This window comes from Paenibacillus sp. BK720 (genome assembly GCF_011761545.1).
In the GTDB taxonomy this organism is placed as follows: domain Bacteria; phylum Bacillota; class Bacilli; order Paenibacillales; family Paenibacillaceae; genus Pristimantibacillus.
Map to the genome: position 1 here is coordinate 387620 of NZ_JAASRQ010000007.1, position 18757 is coordinate 406376.

Annotated in this window: 17 protein-coding genes; 11 read left to right on the forward strand and 6 right to left on the reverse strand. The window is 51.2% G+C overall.

Going from position 1 to position 18757, the window contains the following annotated elements:
• Positions 1 to 6: 6 nt before the first annotated feature.
• The 4 genes from FHT67_RS26155 (at position 7) to FHT67_RS26170 (ending at position 5547) form a co-directional block, all read left to right on the forward strand.
• Positions 7 to 1656: an extracellular solute-binding protein gene (locus FHT67_RS26155; RefSeq protein ID WP_167201812.1), complete on the forward strand. Its 1650-nt coding sequence runs from the start codon at positions 7 to 9 to the stop codon at positions 1654 to 1656.
• A 234-nt stretch (positions 1657 to 1890) separates the two neighbouring features.
• Positions 1891 to 2814 carry an ABC transporter permease gene (locus FHT67_RS26160; protein ID WP_132309636.1) on the forward strand — a complete coding sequence of 308 codons (924 nt, stop codon included), beginning with the start codon at positions 1891 to 1893 and terminating at the stop codon, positions 2812 to 2814.
• A 15-nt stretch (positions 2815 to 2829) separates the two neighbouring features.
• Complete coding sequence (locus FHT67_RS26165) at positions 2830 to 3738, forward strand: carbohydrate ABC transporter permease (RefSeq protein WP_132309638.1); 909 nt, start codon at positions 2830 to 2832, stop codon at positions 3736 to 3738.
• Between the two features lie 129 nt (positions 3739 to 3867).
• A complete protein-coding gene (locus tag FHT67_RS26170; protein WP_132309849.1) occupies positions 3868 to 5547 on the forward strand; it encodes an extracellular solute-binding protein in 1680 nt (559 codons plus the stop codon).
• A 71-nt stretch (positions 5548 to 5618) separates the two neighbouring features.
• Here the strand turns inward: FHT67_RS26170 and FHT67_RS26175 are convergent, their stop codons facing one another.
• The 6 genes from FHT67_RS26175 to FHT67_RS26200 form a co-directional block, all read right to left on the reverse strand.
• Entirely contained in the window at positions 5619 to 6707 is a 1089-nt protein-coding gene (locus FHT67_RS26175) for a GerAB/ArcD/ProY family transporter (RefSeq protein WP_132309640.1), read from the reverse strand.
• A gap of 34 nt (positions 6708 to 6741) precedes the next feature.
• A complete protein-coding gene (locus FHT67_RS26180) occupies positions 6742 to 7869 on the reverse strand; it encodes a Ger(x)C family spore germination protein (RefSeq protein WP_208403553.1) in 1128 nt (375 codons plus the stop codon).
• Positions 7870 to 7895: 26 nt separating this feature from the next.
• A complete protein-coding gene (locus tag FHT67_RS26185; protein ID WP_167201814.1) occupies positions 7896 to 9356 on the reverse strand; it encodes a spore germination protein in 1461 nt (486 codons plus the stop codon).
• 198 nt (positions 9357 to 9554) lie between these two features.
• On the reverse strand, positions 9555 to 10337 hold the full coding sequence (locus FHT67_RS26190) for an ABC transporter permease (protein ID WP_167201815.1): 783 nt from the start codon (positions 10335 to 10337) through the stop codon (positions 9555 to 9557).
• A gap of 5 nt (positions 10338 to 10342) precedes the next feature.
• Entirely contained in the window at positions 10343 to 11146 is an 804-nt protein-coding gene (locus FHT67_RS26195) for an ABC transporter permease (protein ID WP_167201816.1), read from the reverse strand.
• Entirely contained in the window at positions 11143 to 12120 is a 978-nt protein-coding gene (locus FHT67_RS26200; RefSeq protein ID WP_132309650.1) for an ABC transporter ATP-binding protein, read from the reverse strand. Before FHT67_RS26200 ends, FHT67_RS26195 begins: the two co-directional genes overlap by 4 nt.
• Positions 12121 to 12545: 425 nt before the next feature.
• On the opposite strand from FHT67_RS26200, the gene FHT67_RS26205 reads away from it, so the two are divergent.
• The 7 genes from FHT67_RS26205 (at position 12546) to FHT67_RS26235 (ending at position 18735) form a co-directional block, all read left to right on the forward strand.
• Positions 12546 to 12947, forward strand: a complete 402-nt coding sequence (locus FHT67_RS26205) for a hypothetical protein (RefSeq protein WP_167201817.1) — start codon at positions 12546 to 12548, stop codon at positions 12945 to 12947.
• Entirely contained in the window at positions 12944 to 13135 is a 192-nt protein-coding gene (locus tag FHT67_RS26210; protein ID WP_167201818.1) for a hypothetical protein, read from the forward strand. Before FHT67_RS26205 ends, FHT67_RS26210 begins: the two co-directional genes overlap by 4 nt.
• A gap of 32 nt (positions 13136 to 13167) precedes the next feature.
• Positions 13168 to 13896: a glycosyltransferase family 2 protein gene (locus FHT67_RS26215; protein ID WP_132309656.1), complete on the forward strand. Its 729-nt coding sequence runs from the start codon at positions 13168 to 13170 to the stop codon at positions 13894 to 13896.
• Positions 13886 to 15016: a glycosyltransferase gene (locus FHT67_RS26220; RefSeq protein ID WP_167201819.1), complete on the forward strand. Its 1131-nt coding sequence runs from the start codon at positions 13886 to 13888 to the stop codon at positions 15014 to 15016. Before FHT67_RS26215 ends, FHT67_RS26220 begins: the two co-directional genes overlap by 11 nt.
• Positions 15017 to 15039: 23 nt before the next feature.
• Entirely contained in the window at positions 15040 to 16113 is a 1074-nt protein-coding gene (locus FHT67_RS26225; RefSeq protein WP_132309660.1) for a polysaccharide pyruvyl transferase family protein, read from the forward strand.
• A gap of 275 nt (positions 16114 to 16388) precedes the next feature.
• Positions 16389 to 18017 carry an ATP-binding protein gene (locus tag FHT67_RS26230; RefSeq protein ID WP_347880128.1) on the forward strand — a complete coding sequence of 543 codons (1629 nt, stop codon included), beginning with the start codon at positions 16389 to 16391 and terminating at the stop codon, positions 18015 to 18017.
• Between the two features lie 25 nt (positions 18018 to 18042).
• The gene (locus FHT67_RS26235) at positions 18043 to 18735 is read left to right on the forward strand and encodes a copper homeostasis protein CutC (RefSeq protein ID WP_167201820.1); all 693 of its coding nucleotides are present in this window, start codon (positions 18043 to 18045) and stop codon (positions 18733 to 18735) included.
• Positions 18736 to 18757: the final 22 nt, after the last annotated feature.

Here is an 18757-nt window from a genome sequence, read left to right on the forward strand (position 1 = left end):
GATGGTTTGAACAAGCTTATTCGTCTGGCCTGCACCGTTCTCTCCGTCTGCTCCGTCCTTCTGGGACTCTCCTCATGCAGTTCGGCGGAGCAAACTGGATCCGAAGCGGATAAACCGCTACGGATCAGCGTTTTCGCCCAGCAGGACGCTGGCCAGAACCTGAAGACTAACGATTTCTCCCGGCTGCTGGAACAGAAATTTAAGGTAAGCTTTAACTGGCAGACCATTCCGTACGAAGGGGCCAAGGAGAAACGCCAAATTTCGCTCGCGAACGGCCATTATCCCGATGCTTATATTCTGACAAGCTATATTGACCAGTTCTCGCAAGCAGACGTCATCCGCTATGGCAAGCAGGGGATCCTTTATCCGCTGAACGATCTCATTGAACAGTATGCGCCTCATATAAAGGCAGCTTTCGAACAAGAGCCTGGACTTCGGGCGTTGAATACGGCTCCGGACGGTAATATATACGGTCTTGGCGCCTATAGCGATTGCTTCCATTGTTCGTATCCGTATAAGCTATGGTTAAACGATAAATGGCTGAAGAAGCTTGGACTCCAGATGCCAAAAACAACGGAGCAATTACGCGAGGTGCTTCAGGCATTCAAGGATGGAGATCCGAATGGCAACGGCTTGCCGGATGAAATTCCGCTCAGCGGTTCGACCGAGGAGTTCGGCGTACGCGTGCTTCCGTATTTGATGAACGGATTCGTGTACGATGACGACCGGACCTACTTGAATGTGGCGGAGGGTAAAGTCAGCCTGGCCGCAGTCAAGCCCGAATGGCGGGAAGGATTGAAGTACGTGAGGTCCTTGTATGATCAAGGGCTTATCGATATAGGCGCCTTTACGCAAAACTCCGACGCCTTCTACAAGCTGGGAGAGAATGCCGATGCGCAGATTTTGGGAGCGGGCACGGCCATGCATCCTGCAATCTTTGTAAATACCGGGCCAGGCAACAAGAGGGGGAGCGATTACGTGCCGGTTCCGCCTCTTGAGGGACCGCATGCCTCTTATGCTGTATATTATCCGTCCGGTATCATGCCTGGCGCCAAATTCGTGATTACGGACAAAGCAAGCCCTGAAGCGCGGATTGCGCTCATCCGAATCGCTGATTATCTCTTCACGCCGGAAGGTCAGGCCAATGCGGAAATCGGCAAGGAAGGCGTGGATTGGAGAAAACCCGTGCAAGGGGAGCAGGCGCTGGATCCGGATATCCCGGCTGCGTTCGCCAGCATTGCGCCCAAAGAGGGGGATCCTCCGCACAATACGAGGTGGAGTGGAATGGGGCATTTCTATATGCCCAAGTCCTATCGGAACAGCTGGGTTCAGGATATGGATATTTACGCTCCGGGCGGATACGAGAGAAGGCTGTTTCAAGCTACCGAATTATACGAAGGGCATGAGCCCAAGGAATATTTCCCGATGTGGTCCGTCTGGATCAACCCTGACAGCGCGGACGAAGCAAGTCTCTTGCAATCCAACCTCAAGAACGAGATCGATGAGAGCGCGATGGAGTTTATCACCGGCCAAATGGATCCGGACAAGGACTGGACGTCCTATGTAACCAGACTGGAATCTCTCGGTTCGGACCGTTACGTCGAGATTATGCAGCAAGCGTACGATAGATGGCTGCAGGAGAAAAACACAAAATAATGCTTTAGGCCGGCCGCGGCATACGCGGCCGGCCTTTTTGCTTGAGATGTACGGTATCGCAGGAGCAAAATGGCCGCACTATGCGGAAATGTCCCTATATTTTCGGGAGATTTGTACGCTGAATGACGCAATTGTACCTATTCCGGGACCCTAAAAATCACCTATGATCGAACCTGTAGAAAGCGCTGTCATCCATCAAGACGCGGTTTACTCAATTAATTAGGGGGGATTCGTTTGGAAGCCGCCGGCAAACGTCTCAGCGCAAGAAAGAGCTTCGCTAGACACTGGCAATTGTATCTTATCGTTGCACCGCCGCTGTTGTTCTTTATCGTTTTCAAATACTATCCGATGCTGAACGCGGTGCTGGCCTTCAAAGACTATTACGTCACGAAAGGCATATGGGGAAGCCCTTGGGTTGGGTTCCACAACTTCAGATTGTTCTTTGAGAATCCGATATTCGGCTCGCTTGTGAAAAACACGCTTATGCTCAGCTTCTATTTGCTGCTTGCCGGATTCCCGATTCCGATTCTGCTGGCTTTGATGCTGAACGAGGTACGGGCTCAGAAATTCAAACGCTTCGTGCAGCTCGTGACCTTCGCGCCGTACTTTATCTCTACGGTAGTCATGGTATCGATTATCATGCTGTTCCTGGCGCCAAGGCTTGGTTTCGTGAATGTGCTAATGAATCACCTGGGCATGGAATCGGTTAATTTTCTAGGCAGTCCCGGCATGTTCTCATCGATCTATGTCTGGTCAGACATTTGGCAAACGGCCGGCTATTCTGCCGTGATCTATCTAGCCGCGTTATCGGGAATTGACCCAACCCTGTATGAAGCCGCAAGGGTGGACGGCGCATCGCGCTTTCAGAAGATTTGGAACGTCGATCTGCCGGGCATTCTGCCAACGATCTCCATCATTCTTATTCTGAATGTCGGGAACGTCATGGCGATTGGCTTCGAGAAAGTGTACTTGCTCCAGAACAAGCTGAATATCGCCAACTCCGAGATCATCGCAACATACGTGTACAAGATCGGCTTGCTGAACGCGAACTACAGCTTCGCGACGGCTGTCGGCTTGTTCAACTCGGTTATCAATCTTGTTCTGCTGTTTACGGTTAACGCACTGGCACGTCGGTTTTTGAAATCCAGCATCTGGTAACGAAGAGGTGTTTGCATGGCTAATGTGGCAAAGGTAAGGAACAAAATCAGAGAATCATCGGGCGATAAGGCATTTCTAATCACCGTATACATCATTCTTGGGCTTGTGCTTGTCGCCGTACTCTATCCGCTGATTTATATCTTAAGCAGCTCGTTCAGCAGTCCGTCCGCCGTCTCTGCAGGCAAGGTCTGGTTGTGGCCGGTGGATGTCTCGCTTAAGGGTTATGAAGCGCTATTCAAAAACTCGCAGGTGCTGACCGGTTACGGCAATTCGCTGCTGTATACGGTATCGGGAACGCTCGTCAGCGTCACATTGACTATCATGCTGGCGTATCCGCTGTCGCGTTCCACCTTCTTTGGACGCAACGTCATCATGATGATTATCACGTTTACGATGCTGTTCAGCGGCGGTTTGATTCCAACCTACATGGTTGTGAAGAGCCTCGGCCTTATTGATACCAGATGGGCGCTCATTATTCCGAACGCGGTCTGGGTATGGCAGGTTATTATCGCAAGGTCGTTCTTCCAGCAATCGATTCCGTCCGAGCTTGTCGAGGCAAGCGAAATCGACGGCTGCAGCGATTTGCGCTTCATGCGCAGCGTCGTGCTGTCGTTATCCAAGCCGATAATCGCGGTACTGATCATCATGTATGCGGTAGGGCAGTGGAACGCCTACTTCGATGCCTTGATTTATTTGAAATCGGACAGCAAGTATCCGCTGCAGCTCATTTTGCGAAGCATCATCATCCAAAACAACAGCGGCAGCGCCAACATGGACGCCTTGAAGCAGGTTGAACGCCAGCAGCTGGCGGAGCTTCTCAAATATTCGCTGATTGTGGTGGCAACGCTTCCCGTGCTCATTATCTATCCGTTTGTGCAGCGTTATTTCGTGCAGGGGATGCTTGTCGGCTCCGTCAAGGGCTAATCCGGCGGAGATAAGGTGAAAGGGGGAATGCCGTTCAAAAGCGCAGCGAGAAGCACGAACTCAATACAAAATTAGCAACACCTAACGGAATTCATTAAAAGGGAGCGATTGCACGTGTTAAAACAGAGAATGGTTATTCTGCTCGTGACAGTCTTAATGGTCACCCTGGTCATGTCGGCTTGCTCGAAAAACAACGCAGGCAACAATGCGCCGGCCAGCAACAAACCCGCTAACAGCGCTTCAACAAACACCGAAACCGAAAAACCGTCCGCACCGGTAGATATAAAGCTGTTCGCGGTGCAAGAGCCTAATATCGACCTGGCAACCAACAAGTTCACGAAATTCGTGGAAGAGAAATTCAACATCAAATTCAATTTCGAAGCCATCCCTTCTGACGGTGCCAAGGAGAAACGCCAAATTTCCCTGGCGAGCGGCGATTTCCCGGATGCCTACATGCTAACGGCCTATATCGATCAATTCTCGCAAGCTGACTTGATCAAATACGGCAAGCAAGGCGTGCTTATTCCGCTGAACGATCTGATCGATAAATACGCGCCGAACATCAAGCAAGCGCTTGAGAGCAATGCGGACTTCAAAGCGTTCAGCGTTGCGCCGGACGGCAACATCTACGGTCTTCCTGCATACTCGCAATGCTTCCACTGTTCGTATCCGAACAAGTTGTGGCTGAATACGAGCTGGCTGGAAAAGCTGAACCTGGAAATGCCAAAAACAACCGAAGACTTCAAAAAGGTGCTTGAAGCGTTTAAAAACCAAGATCCAAACGGAAACGGCAAGAAAGACGAGGTACCGCTGAGCGGTTCGACGGAAGAGTTCGGCGTACACGTTGTTCCTTACCTGATGAATGCTTTCGTCTACGACGACGACCGCAACCATCTGATGCTGCAAGACGGCAAGGTAGGCTCCGCCGCGGTTACGGACGAATGGAAGCAAGGCCTGGCGTACATTAAATCGTTGTATGACGAAGGCTTGATTGATCCGGGCGCGTTTACGCAAAATGCCGAAGCGTTCAAAAAAATCGGCGAAAACGGCGATGCGCAAATTCTTGGCGCCGGCGCCGGCATGCACCCTGCCATTTTCCTTAACATTGACCATGGTAACAAAAACTCGAAGGATTACAATCCGCTTCCGCCGCTTACAGGCCCCGGAGGCGTATCTCTCGCAACGCATGACGGCGGCGGCGTATCTCCTGGAGCCAAGTTTGCGATCACAAGCAAAGCAAGCGAAGAAAAGCAAATCGCTCTCATTAAATTGGTTGACTACATGTTTACTCCGGAAGGCCAAACCAACGGCGCGTCCGGTATGAAAGGCATTGACTGGACGGATCCGAAGGAAGGCGATCTTGCGCTTGGAGAGAACGTGAAGCCTATGGTAGCGCCGATTCCTACGACGGAAGGCGAAGCACCGCGCAACGCCGGCTGGAGCGGCATGGCTCACTTCTATATGCCGAAAGAATACCGCGACAGCTGGGTACAAGGCACAGACATTTACGATTCCGCGAACTATGAACGCCGTCTGTATCAAGCAACGCTGCTCTACCAAGGCCATGAGCCAAAAGAATTGTTCCCGCTTTGGGCGATTTGGCTCGATCCAGCCGAAGTGGACGAAGCAACCATGCTTCAAACCAACATCAAAACGTACATTGACGAGAACGAGCTGCAATTCATTACCGGTCACAAGAGTCTCGACAAGGACTGGGACAGCTACTTGAAGGGACTTAAAGACTTGAAGCTCGACCGTTACCTGGAAATTTTGCAAAAAGCCTATGACGCCTCCACGTTCAAAAAATAATCATGAAATAGCGGCTCCACGTGATTTTACGGGGAGCCGCTATTATTAATCGGAATAGCTTCGCGGGCTTATCACTCCGTTTTAACCAACCTTCTTCTAACGGATGTCATGATCCATAGGCCTATCGGAATGCCAATCGCGCAGACGGGAATAACAATCATCTCCCATAATCTTTGGAGCATCATGATGGCCGATTCATTTGGGATTATCATCGCGATAAGATAGATTAGTGGAGCAGTGAGCCAGAAAGGGCGTTTCCAGGACTTGATCCGGAAGCACTGGGCTATTTCATAGCTGGTAATGAACAGGTACAGCGATATTTTCGCAAACACTCCGAATATCCAAATAAAGATGACTAGAATATCCATGTTCTGAATGAAATTCAAAATGTTGATCGACCGCACCAGCATGAAATAGGGGAATCGAAGCTCCTGAGCCACCGTCGGACCAAACACCATCAGAACCATCAGCGTGGACAGGACAAGCATTACGCCCGTCAACCACACGCTCGCCAAGGACTTCTTCAAAATATGCTTGGGATTGGAAACAAACGACAACAGGACAAGCGCCATAAAGGATTCGGCCAGAAACGAAGCCGGTGCGAAGGAGGCGCGTACGATTTCCGTCAGGCTAGAATCACCCAAGACCGGCAGCAAATTAACCCATCTCGCGTTGGTTGCATTCAGCAAAAAACTCACCAGCAGCGTCAGAATCGTCAGAGGTCCCGCGATTCCGCAAAAGCGGCCGATTCCCGTAATCCCGCTTGTACCCGTCAAATAAATGGCAGCCGTCAGAATCATCGCCATCAGCACCCATACCGGCGTTTTGTCCAGCAGGATGAGATGAAGGAAATCCGCGAAGGAACGCAGCACATCACCTGATAAAATAAACCAGGCCGCAAAATAGGGAAGGGTGACGATTTTGCCCAGCCATGGGCCAAAGAGCTCTCTGCTGAATTGGGCCAGACTTTGGCCGGGATGCAGCATGCCAACTTTGACGACCAGCAACGTGATTGCCCCGCCTAGCAGACAAGCAAGCAGCATGGACATCCAGGCGTCTTGCCCGGCCATCTCCACGGCAGGCGAGATGCGAAGCCAGACCGCCATCACTACTTCCACAGTCGCCATAATCCAGAATAATTGCCACCCCGTAATTTTCATTGCCTTCGTCCTTTCCTGCCCGGCTGCAGAACCATCATATCGAAGAATTGGTTTGTCCCGGATCCTCGTACCGAAGCTGTACCTCTACGGTAACCGGAATTCTGCTGAACGTCTCGTTCCAGTTATTTTGCAACTGTTTCCATTCACCGGGGTATTTGTTGTGAACATGCCTGCCGATTCCGAAAATATCCGCTTTATATTGCTTTTGGGCTTTGAAGACAAGCTTGTTCACGGCCCGTTCAACTTCCCGGCTTAGGATTTCCTCGATTTTGCGGAGTTGCTTTTCTTGGGAAGGATCCCTCATGGAATTGTTTTCCACAAGGCTGCCTTTACCGCTTAAATGAATATGCACGCGCATTCCGTTCGAGTCTTTGGCCACGCGGATTCGACTCTTGAGAGCTTGCGCCCTTAAGCTGATACTGCCGCTCGATTGGCTTCCCGAGGTTGAGACGGTAAGCGATCTTTGTCTTCCCTTAATCCAATTCGCGTAATACGATTCGTCGGGCTTCAAAAATCCGGTCAGCTTATGCGAATTTTCCTTATTCAGAATCGCTGCTCCCGAGTAGATGAACCTTTTTGTGGTCGAATGGTAGCTAACGGCCGGCAACAAGACGGTCCCGCCTTTTGGCCGCGATTCGCACAGAAATTCCCGATAGTAATAAGGCTTCATCCCCAGTGCTGACTGAACGCTGCCCAAGGCTGTGCTGATCAACGGATCAAAGACCGGCTCCGTGGCTAGAATCTCCTTGGCCGTACCGTCTTTCACCACAAAAATGACGGATCTCATTTCCGATTTCGGGTTGCGCACGACCATATCCAAATATTTGTCCATTCCTTGCTCGGCCATACGCTGGCCAATCAGAATCGTCTGGCGATGCGCATAGAACAAGGTACGGGAGAGCTGCGTCTGAAGATTTTGACCCGCATCCATAAAGTCCTTGCCGGAGGCGCTGACCACTACAAAGCTTCTTTTCTTGCTAGGTCCGGTATCCGGACCGCCTAGACCAGCCGGAACGGCAATCTGGGAGCTGACCTCCAGCCTGCCGTCCGCATTCATATCCAGCCCACCGCCAATAACAATCGCCAGCTGGTTGGGCTCCTTAAGATTCCAGCAGCCGGCCGTTACAGTCGACAGAATCAGTAAGATGCAAATGGTTGTCATCGATTTTTTCAACAATGGATCCCGCCTTAACTCATACGCTTTCTGGGCCTTCTCAAAAAAACATTTTTCAGCTTGCTTTTGCTGGCCGGTGCGATCGGTTCAAGATACGGCGTGCCAAGCGGACTTAGTTGAATCAGATGGGATAGAATCATGATCAATCCAAGCGCCACGCCAAACAGACCAAATAATCCGGACAGAACCAGCAGCGGGAATCTCAGCATTCTAAAGGGATAACCGAACCGGTAACGCGGAATAACAAAGGACGAGATACCGGCTGCCGATACGACGATGACAATGGGAGCCGAAATAATTCCCGCTTGCACAGCGGCTTGGCCGATGACCAACGCTCCCACGATACTGACCAGCGGACCGATTTGCTGCGGCAATCGAATTCCGGCTTCCCTTAATCCTTCAAACATAAATTCCATCAGAAACACCTCGATCACCGTTGGAAAAGGGGATTGTTCTCTAAGCCCCGTAATGCTGAGCATCAGCTTTGGAGGCATCATCTCGGGATGATACGTAGTCAACGCGATATAAATAGACGGGAAGAGGAGCGAAAAAAGAGCGAACGAATAGCGGATCCACCGGTTCATGGTTACATACAAGAAACGTTCGTAATAATCGTCCGGTGCCTGTAGACCGTCCCAGAACGTCATCGGAACGACCAGAACGATCGGAGAACCATTTACGAAGACGGCTATTCTCCCTTCCAGCAGACCAGCGGACACGACATCGGCACGCTCGGTGCTTTGCATTTGCGGAAACGGTGAATAGCCGGTGTCTTCGATATATTCTTCGATATAGCCGGATTCCAGAACGCTCTGAATATCGATCGCGTCGATTCTAGTCCTTACTTCATTGACCAAAGCAGGGGAGGAAAGACCTTCGATATAGGCAAGAACGACCTCGGTTTTCGTCAATTTGCCGATTTGAAATGCTTCCATCTTTAGATCCGGCGTCACGATAATCCGCCTGAGCAGCGTTGTATTCGTTCGAAGCAGCTCCGTGAAGCTTTCACGGGTTCCGCGCAGGGCCGCTTCGGTGGAAGGCTCTTCAATCGACCGCGTTTCGAATTGGGAAACATCCGCAAGAAGAACGAATGGATCGCCATCTGCTAGGAACGCTACATTTCCTTTTAAAATAAGGTCTGAGGCTTCTTCGAATCGGGTTACCCTCTGGGTCTGCAAAGCCGCAATAAGCTCCATATCCAGCATTTGGGCCAGGCTTCCGAGTGTCCCGAGCCCCTGGGGAACTCCTTCATACAGCAAAGGTTTAAGGATTGCGTTCTGAACAAGATCCTTATCGATCATGCCGTCGACGTACACCAATAGAAGGATGGTATTGCCTTGCAAGGTTAGGCGGCGGAAGACCACATCGGAACAGTTCGCGAATATGGACCGGAATGCTCGCTCATTATCGGAAAGGGAAGAATGAACAGTCATGGCCATGCTCATTTGTGAAATGGTGCGTTCGTTTGAAGACATTGGAGTTCATGCACCTGCCACTGGAAAAGTTTTGTGTATCTAGATACTATACCCAAACCATCTGCTCACTACACTTTATCTCAAACTTGTTTCTTCCTGCGGGTATATTCACGTTCGGAAAAGATCGACAAACAGCCTCCGTCGTATGTTGCGCGGAGGCCGTTCATCCAGGTGGAGAGTGGAGGAGAGCTCCCGAGGTTACGACCCCGTCGAGCGGTAATGCCGGACCCCGATATGCCACAGCATCAGGCAAGGGAGGATAAAAATTACGCCCGCGAGCGGAGACAGCATATAGAGAATTTGATGTCCATCCGTTCGGCCAAGCACGTAGAGAAGCGGCAAATAGTTGACGCAGCCTAGCGGGATGACGAAGGTGAAGAAATTCGTTACCCATTTCTCGTAAATCGAAAGTGGGTATTTCGCCATTTCCCGGCCGCCGTCAGTAAAGACGTTGGCTACCTCAAGACCTTGAATGGTCCAGAAGCTAAGCGAGGCGGTGGCGATGAATAACCCCGAGAAGATCAGCATGCCGCAAACAATCATCAGCATAAGCGTGCCAAGCTTCGGGAGCGTAAGCTCAACCGGCAGTTTACTCAGCGACCAGACCAATACGATCAAGCTCTGCAGCATGCGGCCTAGCCTTGCGAATTCGAATTTGGAACCAAGCACCTGCAGAACGGTGCTTCTCGGCCGGACAAGCAGGCGGTCGAAATCTCCGCTGCCAACCAGGCTTGAGAACATATCGAAACCGCGGGCGAACGTCTCGCTAAGAGCATAGCTAAGTCCGATAATCGCGTAACATAAGGCCGCTTCGTAGAAAGTCCAGCCTTTTACCTGCCCAAACTGCGCGAACATAAAATATAAACCGGCGAGAACGGTTAGCGGAGTAAGGGCTTGCCCCACAGTCAGCAGCCAGAAGGAGAGACGATACTGCGCCTGCGATTTGAACAGGATGGATATATATTTCAGATACAGATACATGCGGGTCAACCTCCTTGTATAACAATCTGGCGAAGCGCCCGCTTTAAGCACCACCGGCCAAGCAGGATCAACGCAGCCAGCCATATGAATTGAATCAGGATTCCCCAGACCGCCTCGGATTGCGGAATTTGCCCGGAATAGACGCGAAACGGAAAATCGGCGGTCCAGCGGAATGGAAGCGCATAAGTAACGGCCTGCATCCAATTCGGCATCAAGGGAACCGGAATAATCATGCCGGCCAGAAACTCTCCGAGCACCGCGATCACCAGGGTAGAGCCGACGGGGGACATCGTCCAAAAGACGGAAATGTAGATAAACATGGAGATGGCGATATTAACGGCAAGTCCTAGCAGCAACGTCACCGCAAACAGCGCAAAGGTTGTGCCCGAAGGCGGAAAGGATAAGTTATAGGGTTTCGGCAGCAGGAGCGCGACCAGAAGAATGGGTATGCACCGCAGGATTGCGCTTGATAAACGCTGGGCAAGCAGTTTGGCGTACCAGAAGGAGTAAATCCCGCATGGTCTGCATAATTCATAAGCGATATTGCCGCTTGTGATGAGGGTAAAGATTTCGTTGTCCCTGAACCAGAGCATCACAAAGGCAAGGAAAATTTGCTGCAGCCATATATACGAAGCCAACTGCTCGAGCGACATCGAGGGCTCCGCCGTGCTGTGGGCATAGAAAGCGACATACACCATGATAAAAATAAAGCCGAAAAACAACTGGGTAGCCATGCCGGCGATGGCGGCTGTCCGATATTGCAGCCCGCTGACAAATCGCAGCTTCCAGACGGACAGGTACGTATTCATATCCGGTGCTCCTTATAGAGCTCCAGCACAAGCTCCTCAACAGGCGTTGTGCCAACCTCGAGGTCAACGATCTCAACCTGCTCGGACAGCCTGGCAATAACGCTGGCAACCGGCGTGACTTCGATATCCATGCTGTAAACGGCACGCTCCGGCGTCCACGATTGACAACGAACACCGTCGATATGCACCGGCTCATTATGTTCGCGGTAATCGACCGTAACCGTTCGCTTCGATCCGAACCGGCCGCGCAGATCGTTCAGCGTGCCGTCATAGAGCAGGGTGCCTTTGCCGATCATCAGGATCCTGTCCGCCAACGCTTCAATATCGTTCATGTCATGCGTGGTCAAGATGACCGTCACGCCGCGTTCCTTATTGATTCGTTTGATGAACTGGCGGACTGCGATTTTGCTGGCGGCGTCAAGACCGATTGTCGGTTCGTCGAGGAATAAAATCTTAGGATCGTGGAGAAGGGAAGCGGCGATTTCGCATCGCATGCGCTGACCAAGACTAAGCTGTCTGACAGGCGTCTGCAGAATATCCGTTAGCGCAAGCGATTCGGTCAGCATCGCAAGGTTGGTACGGTAGACATCGCCGGGAATCTTGTAAATATCGCGAAGGAGCCCAAAGGAATCAATGACGGGGACATCCCACCACAGCTGGGTTCGCTGGCCGAAGACAACGCCGATATTCTTGACATACGCCGCGCGGTCTTGCCAAGGCGTGTAGCCTAGAATTTTGCATGTTCCATTGTCCGGCACGAGAATACCGCTCATGACCTTAATGGTGGTTGACTTACCGGCTCCGTTTGGGCCGATATAACCCACGATTTCACCGGGGGAGATATGAAACGAGATATTGTGGAGCGCCTCGACAATTGTATGCTCCCGGGCGAATAGGGCTTTAACGGCTTGCCGGACGCCGGCTGTTCTCCGCGCAACCTTAAATGACTTATTAATACCTTGCAGCGCAATCATGGATTGAAGCCTCCTTATAAGTGGTTTTTAGTCCAGAAAAGAAATATACCGGGATTTTCTAATAAAGTATAGACTTATAATAAAATCCAGGTTATAATACTATTATAGAGATCGAGGATATCTCTGATTTGGAAAATGTTGATTTTTATTTTTTTAAGGACGAAAATTGTTTTGTTTCTTAATTTAATTACATAGACCGCACTTAAGTCTTTGCATATTGCCTCGTGCATTTGCGGGCTTTTTTATTGCGTTTACTACATAAAAGGACACCTTCTTAAACGTGGAAGGTGTCCTTTTTTTGCCTTTCTATGAAAAAATTTTCAATTTAACTAGTGATTTGACTCAATCCTTCTTCCCGCCGCCTGTATACGCTAGTAAGTATGGAGATTGGTAGTTTCCGAGAGTGGGAAAAGGAGGATGGAGCGATGAAAATTATCGTAAACGAGAAGGAGCTGAAGGAATATTTTGACGGGCTTGCCCGTCTGCTGCCGAGTTTGAATGCGGCACAGCCGCAACGCTCGGATTCGCTTGACGCGACGGCACTCCTGGCGGAGCTACGTCAAACGATTCGGGAGGAATTGGCTTCGTTTGGATTGGAGGGGCAGCGCGATGCCCGCATGTCCGGCTTGAATAAGCTCAAGCAGGTTTTCGAGCCTTACACAAGCAAGCCAGCCGAGTTATTAACTGCAGCGGGTACGGTCGAAGGGACAATCACTAAGGTAGGTTCCGATTTTCTAATCGTGCGCGAGCCTGGAGGGACTATGGTCATGGTTGCGCTGGAACAGCTGGTCTCCTTTCAATTGACAGGAAAGAAGGTGGAACGATGATTGAAGAATTATTGTCTTTCGTGAACAAAGAGGTGCAGATTGCAAGTGCCCTGGAAACGATTTGCGGAACGCTCGTGTCGGTAGACGGCACGGCGCTAACGGTCCGCACCTCGGAGGTATTCGGATACGAGAACGGCAGCTATTCCATTATTCAATTACGCTTCATTTCTTATATCCGGCTGTTATGACGATTGCGAATAAAAAAGGGAGGTGAGGCATTTTGTCGTTTCTGCGAGTGCCTGGACTAGTCAGCATTGTTGTCACCGTCTACAACAAGCTTCCCTATCTGTCGGATTGCTTGACAAGCTTGCTCAATCAGACCTACACGAACTGGGAGCTTATTCTTATCGATGATTTGTCCACGGACGGGTCATACGAATATGCCGTAACATGGCTTAACGACAACGAGCCATTATTGCAGGACGGAAAAGGGATATATACGCTTCGGCTGCCGCGCAATGCCGGTTACGCCGGCGCCATAACGGCCGGGATGTACTTGGCCAAAGGCGAGTATATCGCCATTCAGGATGCGGATGATCTATCCCATCCGGAGAGGCTGGCCAAGCAGGTCCGTTATTTGAACGAAAATCCCCATATTGATCTGCTTGGCACGAATTACGAGGTATTCGAAGATGGCCAACCGGACAGCCGAACGCCCGTGTATTGGCTTAAATACGGAGAGCAGATCGGCAAAGTGTATGCGAAAGGCGGTCATTGCATTTGCCACGGGACGGCTATGTTCCGAGGAGCGGTGTTCGACCGCATCGGCGGACATACAAGGCGTATCGAGGGAGCAGAGGATTACGAATTTATAGCGAAGATTATCAAGCCGGGAGCCAGGAACGTGGATAATTTGCGCGATGTGCTGTATTACTACCGCAAGCATCAGAAGCAGCGTTCACGCGCCTATTTCGGCAAATCGCACAAGGAGCAGGGATATGACACGTAATCGGATTCGGCTGCTGATGGTGATGGATAGCCTGGCTGTCGGCGGAACGGAAACTTACGTGCTGAGTCTTGTGAAAGCATTTCCCGCGCTTGGCGTCATGCCTGTCTATGCAGGGGGGACAGGCGTGATGTACGAAGCCTTTGCCCGCGCAGGCTGTCCGATTCACCGCGTGGACCTGGCGGCAGAGCAGCTGATGGACCCGGAACACCAGCTGCAGGCGGAAGCCGCGCTTACGCAGATTATGAGAAGCCGCAAGATTAATCTCGTGCATATTCACCAGCTGCCATCCGGCTTGCACGCAGCGAAAGCGGCGCGAAAGCTGGGAATTCCGGTCGTATTCACCGTGCATGGCTCTTATTATCCGCCCGAACAGCTACAATTATTGAAGGATGCTGCCTGCACCTTCATCAGCGTTAGTCCACCCGTGCGCGGTTATTTGGATTATCTGGGAATTCCGTCCTATTTGATTGCCAATGGCATTGACTTCGAGCGTTATCGTCCCGCTTCGTCTGCGGCCTTGCGCGCCAGTCTTCGCATACCGGACGGCGACAAGATCGTCGTGTATGCTTCCCGCCTGGCATGGGACAAGGCGGCGGTTTGCGCCATGCTTGTGCGAGCGGCGCGTACCCTTCGCCTTCACGGGAAGCTGCCTCTGCAATTGGTTATCGCGGGTACGGGGAATCAGGCTGCTGCTATCGCCGAGCTGGCGGAGGCCGTAAACCAGGAATGCCATGCGCCGTTCGTCCATCCGGTGGGAAATCAGATGCAGATCGGCGATTATTATAATCTCGGCGATCTGGTTGTCGGAACGGGCCGGGTTGCTCTTGAAGCAATGGCATGCGGCAAACCCGTTCTTGCTATTGGCAATCACGGATATTTTGGCCTTGTGGATCGGCCAGTTTACGACGAGGCATGGCAGTATTATTTCGGTGACCATAACTCCAAGGAACGGCCAACCGAGCAGTTGATCGCGGAGGCCATCCGCGGAGCGCTCGCATCAGACGGCAATCTGGTGAGTATAGGCCGCCAGGGGCAAGAGTGGGCGAGGGCGAATTTTGACATTCAAAGCAAAGCGCTTCAGATGAAACAGCTGTACGGCTCCTTGCTGGCAAGTACCTGATAGGAATGGAGTGATAGCCACAAATGCGCAAGGTATTATATTTAGGATGGATTGGCTTTAATAATCTTGGGGATGAGTGGATGTGGGAGATGTTTAAGACATTGGCGGACACCCATCTGAAGGAGGAGGAGTATCAAGTTATCCCTTCGCTTCCGGCCGTGGAATGGAAGAAGGTAAGCCAATACGATACGATCGTTCTCGGCGGAGGCTCGCTCCTTGTACCCGGTTATGTCGAATTGGTGCATGAGGCGTTCGAGCTCGGCAAAACGATTGTCATCTGGGGGAGCGGCCATGATCGTCTTCATAAATGGATCCCGACGTTGGACGAGAGGCCGAAGCCGGAGGCAGCCATGGAAAGCGAGACGTATCGCCAAAAGCTCAAAGAAATCCTGGAGCATAGCGTCTATTGCGGCGTTCGGGGACCCTGGACTCGGGATTATATTGAATCGCTTGGCGCTCGGCCGAAGCATCTGGAAATCAGCGGCGATTCCGCCATGTTGATGAATGCGCTGAAGCCCCTAACCGATAAGCGACTATCCGAAGGACCGCGAGGGGACATTCGCACGATAGGCATCAACTGGGGAACCTCATATAACCGGATATACGGAGGCAACGAGGGAAAGGCAGAGGATCAGCTAGCGGAAACGGGCCGTTCACTTCTTGCGCTGGGATACAAGCTTCATTTGTACTCGGTATGGGGACCGGACGAAAAGGCGCTCGCAAGCCTGTACCGAAAGCTTGGCCAAGACGAACGCATTACGTTTGATTCCAAAGTCTATTCGGCTGCGGATTATGTGCGGCTGCTGTCGGGGTTCGAAGCGACGATCAATCTCAAGCTGCATGCCAATTTGTTATCTGCGGCAGCGAACGTCCCTTTCGTGTGCATCGGTTACCGCTTCAAAAGCTTCGATCTGATGAATGGCCTAGATTTGTCCGATTGGATCGTTGCCTCGGATGACCCGCAATTGGCCTCCAAGCTGACGCAGAAGGCTCAAGCCGCCATGGCTTGGCGGGAAGGGTATGCCAGCAAGCTGGAAAAGGGGCGCCAAGCGGCTTATCAGTCACTCGTTAAACCGTTTCAGGAGAAGTTGTTCTAACGCGATCGTAAGGAGATTGTCCGTAAATGACAAGGGCAATCTCTTTTCTTATGTCGCAACTATTTTTACTTTACAGCGTCTATATAGTGTTTCCGGGGAACGGAAATCGGTTGTTGCCAAAGAATATAAAACTTTTATGAGAAATTAACAGGGATTTCTAACGTTGGTATAGTATTCATTTACGCAGTAGGTTTAAACGCAGCCGGTTAGAAGAAAAGCGTTATAGCAAGACTACGAGGCGTAGGTGATTATTGTTGTTTCTGATTGATTACATTGTGAATCTATCCATATTTTCGCTGTTGGTTAGCATACCCTTCATAATCCGTTCGTTTATCCATTCCAAGCCGCTGAAGCATCCGCTATGGGGTGGTCTCTATGCGGGCATTGTTTCAGTCATCCTCGTTTTATTAGCGGTAAAACAACAGGGATACGTCTATGATATCCGCTATTCTCCCGTCATCTTGATGTTCGCTTATCTCGGTCCCATTCCGGGCATCATCACCGGATTATTCGCGTTGTCCGTCCGATTGCTCTCAAGCGGCAATTGGATGCCGGCCATCGAAGGTTGGACCTTCATTATGCTCGCCTTTTCTGTCCTGCACGTTTACTTCTCCCGCCGGCAGCTGCCGCCTTTCAAGAGAAGCATCATATTTTCGGGCGCCTATATTGTGCTGTACGCATGCGTGGTGCTTACCTTCCGGATTATGGTGAACGAGCCGCTCTTTCATTTGCAGTATGTCTGTTTTGTCATATTGGGCGTGTTGTTGGGCGGACTGTTGATTGAATCCCACGAGCGTCTGCGCCGTACCGTAGCCGAACGCAACGAAATGGAATTGTCGCTACGCGAAAGCGAATACCAATACCGGTTAATCGCGGAAAATACGTCTGACCTCATTGTGGTCATGGATCCCGACCACTCGATAAGATACTTCTCGCCGTCCCATTCGTTTGTGCTGGGGTATTCGGGGCTGACCTTAAATCGCGCGGAGCTGGACCGGATTATAAGCACCGAGGATGCGAAGGTATTTAATCAGACCGTAAAAAAGCTGTTGGAGCAGAAAAATTCGCTCTCGATGGAAATTCGGTTCCGGCATCTGGACGGCCGACTAATTCCCTTTGATTCGTTATGCAAGCCGGTTGAGGGCAAGGATGGCCGGATCGAGCATATCGTTATTATCAGCCGGGATATCTCCGAGCGCAAAAAAGCAGAGGAGTTTCTGCTGCAATCCGAGAAGCTCTCGATTGTAGGAGAATTGGCGGCGGGCGTCGCCCATGAAATTCGCAATCCGCTGACTACGCTCAAAGGATTTCTCCAATTATATAAAATCGAGAACCCTTCCTTGAAATACGGCGATTTACTGCGGGACGAGCTGGAACGCATCGAAATCATCACAAGCGAGCTTCTCTCGATGGCCAAGCCGCAGGCTGCGATGTATACCGTAGCGAACGTTAAAGACGTTATCGAGCAAACGCTCGAATTTCTGACGCCGCAGGCGCTGTTAAACAATATCGAATTCGTACGCCGGTACGAAGGGGATTATTTTCCGGTTGCTTGCGCCAAGCACCAATTAAAGCAGGTGTTTCTCAATATTTTAAAAAACGCGATCGAATCCATGGCCAACGGAGGGGAAATTCAAATCCGCATACAAATGGAGTCGGCAGGCGACTGCCTTATCGTCATTCGGGATCAAGGCTGCGGCATTCCGGAAGAGCATCTTCCCCGTTTGGGGCAGCCCTTTTACAGCTTGAAGGAGAAGGGAACGGGGCTAGGACTCATGATCAGCCACAAAATCATCAAGCAATATCACGGCCGTATCGTTTACGACAGCAAGGTTGATATTGGTACGAAGATTGAAATCAGGCTACCGGTTTATAATCCATCACAAGAACGGACTGTCCAATAATCATCCGGAGAAAGGAGGCTTTATTATGAAATTGGAGGTCATTGCTACCTGCATGGACGACGCCTTGACGGCGGAAGCAAACGGGGCGGATCGTCTTGAGCTAATTACGGCGATAACGGAAGGCGGGCTAACGCCGGGCATCGGTCTGGTGGAGCGGGTGGTGCAAGCAGTCCGGATACCGGTATTTGTCATGGTACGCCCGCACAGCCGCTCTTTTGTATACGCGGAGCATGATATCGATACGATGGCTTCGGAAATAAAAGCGATTGTGCGAGCCGGTGCGGCAGGCCTTGTGCTAGGCGCTTTAACGCCGGCAGGGAAAATAGACGAGCAGGCGCTGGGCCGGCTTTTGCCGCTAACGGGCGGATTGCAAGTGACCTTTCACCGCGCGTTTGACGAGCTGGCAGATCAGCATGAAGGACTTCAAACCCTAATGAAGTATCCCCAAATTACCCGCATCTTAACTTCTGCCGGGCCAAGACCGGCGATGGAATCGGTGAAGGAGATGGCCGAGCTTGTTGCGGCCGCCAAGAAAAGCCATTTGACGATTTTGGCTGGAAGCGGTCTTACAACGGAAGGCATTGCAGCGTTTATTGCTCGGACCGGAGTAGGGGAAGTGCATTTCGGATCGGCAGTCCGGTATAATAAGTCCAACCTGGCGCCAATTCAACCTTCCGCGCTTCGGCGGCTTGCCGACGACTTACGACAGATCAGATGAAGCGGCTTCTATATGAAAAACA